The organism is Sinosporangium siamense, from assembly GCF_016863435.1.
GTDB classification, from domain to species: domain Bacteria; phylum Actinomycetota; class Actinomycetes; order Streptosporangiales; family Streptosporangiaceae; genus Sinosporangium; species Sinosporangium siamense.
On the sequence record NZ_BOOW01000024.1, the window covers coordinates 1 to 5822 of the forward strand.

Genomic DNA, 5822 nt, shown 5'->3' on the forward strand with positions numbered 1-5822 from the left:
CCAGAATCCCGCTCCCCTGCCACCAACATCCGCGCTGTCAGTACTCCTAGGCACTCCTAGGTCCACGCCCTACAATCCTCCGAGAAACCGCCGACAAACGATCCCCGGTCTCATACCCCAGTACAGAAAGAAGGGCTAGGAAAAATCGACCGATTCGCCGCTTTCCGAATTTCGGCAACGTTGGGAGCGCGGTTATTAATACCTGCGGACATCGATCGGCGGGAATCTGAACGACTGGAACATGAGCAAACTCCACGACGCCGCCTCCCTCATGGCTCTCACCATCACAAGGCGAATGGATCGAGATCGACCACGGGTGCTCCAGCTATTGGCGTGACAGAGCCGACCAACACACCAGGCAGCGAAAAATGATCGGGCCAGACTGAAAACCGATCGGTCGGACCAGTGCACTTCGGCTTGGCCTGACGAAGCAAAGCATTCACCCGCGTCACTGGGGACCACAGCGACTTACCCGACCGGATCAAGACCTACCGGACGATGCGCAGCGAATAGCACGGCAATCCAAAACGAGCAGGCGATCAGTCATGCCGTACTTGCGATGAGACCGGCCCTGCTCTGGCATGCGCGATCACTATTCGCAGACCAACGCCGGGGACAGGAAACCGGATGGCGACTCTCACTTCCACAGTCTCGCCAACCAGGTCGCAGCGTTGGAGAAAAGCCCCGTTGGCCTTGGCCAGCGTCGCGGCTTCGTCGCAGGCGCGGTCACGGCCAACCGCCATGACCTTCGCCGCGGACAGGGCACTGAGATCGGCGGCGGCCTGCGCTCGATGCCTCGCCACACGGATCGCACCGACCAAGGCGAAGACGTAGGCAGCGAGCACGGTCAACATCATGATCCCAACCGCCCAGACCGTCGCGGAACCGCGGTCGCAACCCCCTGGTATCCCCCTGCGCCGCCATGACTGCTCCTTGCCCGTTGGGGACCTGGTTCCGGGAACCGAGGACGCCCTTCTGACTTCGCGAGGCCTCACCCGCGATCTCCTCTTGTTGTCGTCAACATGCCATCGGGACTGGCTACCAGGGGCAGGTAGCCCCAAACCTCAGATCACGCCATAGCGCCACACATGAGCCTTGCCACTTCCATGCACATATCAAGGCACAAAAACAGCCAGCCTAGACAGGCGCACAACACCCACCAACAAAACAACCAGCCACCAAAACACACCACAACCAACCAAAACTACAACACCAACCGCCCCTGCATATAAGTGGACCCACCAGCTACAGCAGGTGCCGCATAGACAAACACCGAAGCCTGCCTCTCACCAACACGCGTTAAGACACAAACCAGCCCTGCCCAGGCAGCCATAAAGACAGGCTCCCCAGCCCAACCCCTCCCACGCATATATTAAGGCGCAAAACAACCTGCCCGGACACTTACACAGACCTCTATTAGCGAGACACCAGGTTGCAAAACAGGCCACAATCCACAAAAGGCGACCACTTTATCGGGAATCACAAGCGAGGCGGCCCTCAGGAACAGGTCGCCAGTTGGGTGGTTAGGCCACGCAAACACCAATACCTCTACTACTCCTGAGACCGAGTGCCGACGTCGACCTGCCCATCATAGACATTCCAGCAACATCTCCCTTGATAGAAAGGAACGAGTCACACTACACGCAGCAGACAACGTAGGTAGCGATACACTCTCGACCGACTTAAGCCTTCTACACCCGCTTTCCTGTTGCCTCGTGCAACTATCTGAATTTCTGCCACAAAGATGAGTATGCCGCCAGCCTCGGCCCTTGGCCGGCGAATGACTCTCTCGATGGACAAGCGGATCCTCACGAGTTTCCCCCGCCCATCGACGAGTTCCCAAAGCATCACCGGTTGCTTCCAAAGGCACCACTTGTCCCCTTAGGCTCCAAGCAGATCCTCACGAGTTTCCCCCGCCCATCGACGAGATCCCAAAGCATCACCGGTTGCTTCCAAAGGCACCACTTGTCCCCTTAGGTTTCGAATCGAGGAGCCCGGTATCTCTACCCTCACGAGATCAGCGAGGCGGACTGGAGACGGCGCCTCGACGCTGTGGGCGCTGGAGCCGAGGCCGACGTATTCAGGTGGAACCCGAGATGTTCAGGCAGCTCCAAGAATCTCGTCCTTGTTGTCATCCAGCCGTCCCTGGCGAGCGGGGCGCTGAACGTCTCGCCTGCACCAGAACACACTCGGGTGGGTCATCAGCGGTTTCGTCTTGATGCCCAATGCGCAACGGAGCTCGTTGAGCTCGCGCCCGAGGGGTCGGGACCATCGCGGCGGCCTTCTCCTCATCGGCCTAGGCCTTGTTGGGGAGCTCCTGCTTGACGTACTTCGGGCGATTGACGAACTTCCTCGGAGATGCTGCTGCTTGTGAGGTTCTTGGCAAGGGCTGGAGGCATCCGGCATCCTTCCCTCGCCTCCAGCGGTTGGAGTGCTGTCCCCGCTGTAAGAAAGGAGAAGGTGGTAGTTGGCGCGGACAACGGAGTAGAGCGGTGTCGAATACCTAGTGCGTTATCGAACAGGCCGTGAGGTGGGCCCACCAATCAAGACACAAACGGCTCAGAATCCTCCCAAGAAGGCCAGGACGCTCGCCGACCACAGGGCGAAGAAGGTCGCGGACGATAGCAGGGACGGTGGCAGAGGCGTTGTAATACAGGTCGAGTCGTAGACCGCGCAGCTCGATGTGACACGGAGCCTTCCCCTGGCGGTCAGGGGAGCTCGCCGGGTTCAAGGGGAGAGACGGCTGTGGCGTGGACGGCCAGGACAGGTAAGGCGCCTCCCCATGTCGGGCGGACGTCGACGGAGATTCGGACTCGGGCGGTGTCGTTGTCCCGGGTGATGGTCGTGTGAGCGTCGGCGGGCAGGGCGGCGAGCATCGCCTGTCGCACTCGGTCGGGAGGCTCGCCTCGCGCTATGGCCCTTGCGCCGGCACGGGCCGCGTCGACGCACCTGAGTTGCATCTCGACCACGTTGATCATCCAGAGGGACACTCCCAGCACCACGACCATCGACGGGAAGACGACGGCGGTCTCGGCCGTGACCGAGCCTCGGGACCGTGCACGTGGGCCACGTCCCCGTGCGCAGGCGATCTGTTGAACACCCCTCTGGATGTGTGGTGTTGCGGGTGTGCACATGCTGGTCAACCAGCGACTTCCAAGGCTCGCTTGATCAAGGCGAGTAGTTGGGTGCGGACTTCGTCGGACGTGACGATCCTGAAGAGGAGCGCGGCGAAACCGCAGGCTGCGATGGTGCCGACCGCATATTCGGCCGTGGACATGCCGCGATCCGGGCTCTGCCGGACGCTGTATTGGGCGGAGGTCTTGTCTGGCTTCGGAGGAGGTGGAGGGTTAAAGGGCGCATTGAGAACTGTGATCAGGTGAGTCGTGAGGCGGCACCGTGCTTTGCTCGTGACTTCGTAGAGTCTGCGAATATATGCCGCAGATATCTCTTTGATGGATGCCTTATCAGCGACCATTGAGGAGGGGCACAGAAAAGGGCACTTGCGAATGTGATGAGCTGTCTCCAGTCGCCGCACGATGCTAAGAAACCATCCAACTGCGAGAACCGAACTGCGCGAGGAACCAGGTTGCATCTTGGGGATCGAGTCATTCATGACGTCCTCCTGCCAATGTGACCGGACACTCTGCCCGGGCGACTGGAAGCATGATGGCCCAGCATGCAGGCTCTTGGAGAGGGTCGGCGCCAATCTGTGGATAGCCTGACCACGGGACCATTTGCGCCATTTGCCTGTGGAAAACCCGGCTACCAAAGTTGACTCTGCAAGGGGGAAACCCGGACCATTCAGATTCCTTAACATAGATCCGCATGAGGTGGCTTCGTCGGCTTTTGCCGTACCGGCGCAGATTCCATTTCGTATTTTGTTCAGCGTTATGACGATCCTGATAGGGCGCAAGCTATCGTGCGCGGGCCGAGAGAGCAGCCGTACGACTTCTGAATGTGTGAACTCAAACTCGCCCCCGGCCGACCTGGACACCCCCGAACAGCCCCTGCCGCCCGGCCGGATCTAGAGCCTGCTTAGAAGTGGATCACTCACGTGATTTGCTTCTGGGGTGATCTCCGGGTGCGTCGTGGTGATTTAACTGCCGCGCAGTGGGCGGTGCTGGAGCCGTTGTTGTCGGCGGGGAAGAAGCCGGGAAGTCCGCCGAGGTGCACGAAACGGCAGCTCATCAATGGGGTCCACGCACAGATGCGCCGTGGCGGGACGCGCCTGCCCGGCATGGGAAGTGGGAAACGGTGTACGGGCTCTTCCGGCGCCGGCGGCGGGCGGAGCACAGGCGCGGATCTTGAAGGACCTGCAGGCACGGGCGGACGCGGAGGGTTTAATCACGTGGGATGTGACCGTGGATTCCACAATCGCGCGGGCGCACCAGCATGCCGCTGGTGCACGCACAAGGGGGATCTTCAGGTAGAGCCGCCCTGTGGGGTGAGTGTGGAACCGGACGACTATGGGCTGGGCCGGTCGAGGGGCGGGCTCACGACCAGGACGCACTTATCGACCGAGCAGGGCCAAAAGCTCCTGTCGCCGGTCGTGACCGCGGGCCGGCGGAATGACTCGCCGCAGTTCCAACCCGTCCTGGAGAAGATCGGTGTCCCGAGGTCCGGGCCCGGCCGACCTCGCAAGAAGCCGGACAAGGTGCGGGCCGACAAGGCCTACGGCTCCCGCGCCAACCGCGCCTGCCTGCGGCGACGCCGGATCTCCGCGACGATCCCAGAGAGGGCCAGCCAGATCTGCCACCGCAGGAACCGGGGCAGAGCAGGCGGCCGGCCACCGAAGTCCTGCGAGATCGACCACCGTGAGAGGCACGCCGTCGAATGCGCCCCGAGCCGGCTCAAACGCAACCGGGCGGTCGCCACCCGGTGCGACAGACTCGCCGTCCGTTACGAGGCCACCCCGCACATCGCCTGCGTTGACGAACGGCTGTGACATACAAACGACAACATGGGCGTCTACCGGTGGCCCAGCACGTTGACGACCTGGCCGTTGGGGTCGCGAACGAAGAACCGCCGAACGCCCCACTTCTCATCCTGCAGGGGATACACGATCTCCGCGCCGCTCTCCCGAATTGCGGCATACGCCGCGTCCACATCGTCTACCTCGATGCTCAGATCGGGCGCGACAGGCGCGGTCTCGTCGTGGGTCATGAAGCTAACCTGTGCCTGCGGTGCAGCCGGGGAGGCGAGCGTCATGATCCAACCGTGGTCCATGACCTCCTCGAACCCCAGCAGCCCGTAGAACTCCCGACTCTCGTGCACCGCGTTCGTGTGAACGTTCGGCACCACCCGGCGAACAACCATCAACTACCCCCTGACGAGCGACAGCGGCTCCTACTACCAAGCCTCCCAGGGACAGGGCGCCGGGATACCGCCACGCACTTCTGAAACACACCCAGAGCGAACTGCGCCCCGAAGGCGGGCCACAGCACCACCGGGGTTACCGAACTGGACCCAGCCGACCTGAACACCCCCAACCTGCCCAGCCGCCCAGCCGGATCTAGACGCACTACACCCCATAAGGCTGGGCACAGCACCACCGGAGTCGCGGACCTCGGCCCAGCCGCCCTGAACACTCCCAAGCCCCTTGCCGCCCTGGTCGGATCAGCAGCGAACTGCCCCTAAGGCGGTCCACAGCACCACCGGAGTTACCGAACTCGACCCGGCCGACCTGAACACCCCCAAGCTGCCCAGCCGCCCTGCCAGATCTAGAGCGAACTGCACCCCTAGGCGGGCCACAGCACCACGGAGTTGCCAACATCTCCCTTGCGCGGTTTGAGGAGCGGTCGGGCAACCACGTCGCCCCGTTG

5 protein-coding genes are annotated in these 5822 nt (G+C 62.1%); 1 reads left to right on the forward strand and 4 read right to left on the reverse strand.

The genetic code is table 11. The features are described 5' to 3' along the window. Positions 1-539: 539 nt before the first annotated feature. The 3 genes from Ssi02_RS19010 to Ssi02_RS39625 form a co-directional block, all read right to left on the reverse strand. A complete protein-coding gene (locus Ssi02_RS19010) occupies positions 540-995 on the reverse strand; it encodes an Rv3654c family TadE-like protein (RefSeq protein WP_275410710.1) in 456 nt (151 codons plus the stop codon). Positions 996-2708: 1713 nt separating this feature from the next. Beyond that, positions 2709-3134, reverse strand: coding sequence for a TadE family type IV pilus minor pilin (locus Ssi02_RS19015; protein WP_275410711.1), 426 nt, complete (start codon positions 3132-3134; stop codon positions 2709-2711). Positions 3135-3139: 5 nt separating this feature from the next. Continuing rightward, positions 3140-3613, reverse strand: coding sequence for a DUF4244 domain-containing protein (locus tag Ssi02_RS39625; protein WP_307825714.1), 474 nt, complete (start codon positions 3611-3613; stop codon positions 3140-3142). 837 nt (positions 3614-4450) lie between these two features. On the opposite strand from Ssi02_RS39625, the gene Ssi02_RS39830 reads away from it, so the two are divergent. Continuing rightward, positions 4451-4945: a transposase gene (locus Ssi02_RS39830; RefSeq protein WP_373870173.1), complete on the forward strand. Its 495-nt coding sequence runs from the start codon at positions 4451-4453 to the stop codon at positions 4943-4945. Between the two features lie 23 nt (positions 4946-4968). Here the strand turns inward: Ssi02_RS39830 and Ssi02_RS19030 are convergent, their stop codons facing one another. Beyond that, positions 4969-5316 carry a VOC family protein gene (locus Ssi02_RS19030; protein ID WP_204027252.1) on the reverse strand — a complete coding sequence of 116 codons (348 nt, stop codon included), beginning with the start codon at positions 5314-5316 and terminating at the stop codon, positions 4969-4971. Between the last annotated feature and the right edge of the window lie 506 nt (positions 5317-5822).